We start from the raw sequence: 636 nt of genomic DNA, 5'->3' as shown, positions 1-636 counted from the left end.
TCAGCCCACGAAGTCCCGCTCGAAACGCTCGAGGCGTCCAATTGGCACAAGTGGTCTTGTAGATAACGGTACTTGCAGAAGGCCGTAGGTCTTTTAACGGAATAGAGTCGATGGACCTGTCGAACCCGCGCATGTACTCCTGGGCGCCCACTTCATCCGCGATGGCTTCATCGCTGAGGTCAGGTAGCAGTTCATTCCAATCAGGGTCTTGAGCATAGAGCTGCAGCAATTCATCGCGCACGTCCAGATTCGCGATGTTTGCGATGAAGACTGGGTCTCCCAAATCGGCCCGTGACCGCGTGAACCTTCCGGCCAATTGGAGCGTGACGGCTAAGCTCTTTCGGATGTCGTGAAACGCTGCGATTTTTAGTTCCGGCATGTCGAAACCTTCGCCGAGCATGTCGACGCAAACCACAATTCTTGACTGCCCGCTTTCAAGCTTCTGGGTTGCCTCCGTTCTAGCCTTAGAAGACAGTCCTGTGTGCAACATGACAGGTTCAAACCTGTCGAAGGTTCGATAAGTTTCAAACACCGCTTCTGCGCGTTTGATGTTCGCAACGCGAGCCATGACCACGTGCTTCCCGGTAATGTCCGAATCGAGTTCTTCGATTGCCTTTGCCGCAATCGCGTGGTCAG

The 636-nt window shown here is 53.9% G+C and carries 1 protein-coding gene; it reads right to left on the bottom strand.

Going from position 1 to position 636, the window contains the following annotated elements; translation table 11 throughout:
- Positions 1-636 (bottom strand): helicase C-terminal domain-containing protein (locus QZH66_RS17940; RefSeq protein ID WP_305807165.1); only part of this gene is annotated, 636 nt, incomplete at both ends.

The organism is Stenotrophomonas sp. YIM B06876, from assembly GCF_030711595.1.
Lineage (GTDB): Bacteria > Pseudomonadota > Gammaproteobacteria > Xanthomonadales > Xanthomonadaceae > Stenotrophomonas.
This window is presented reverse-complemented; position numbering and strand designations above follow the sequence as displayed.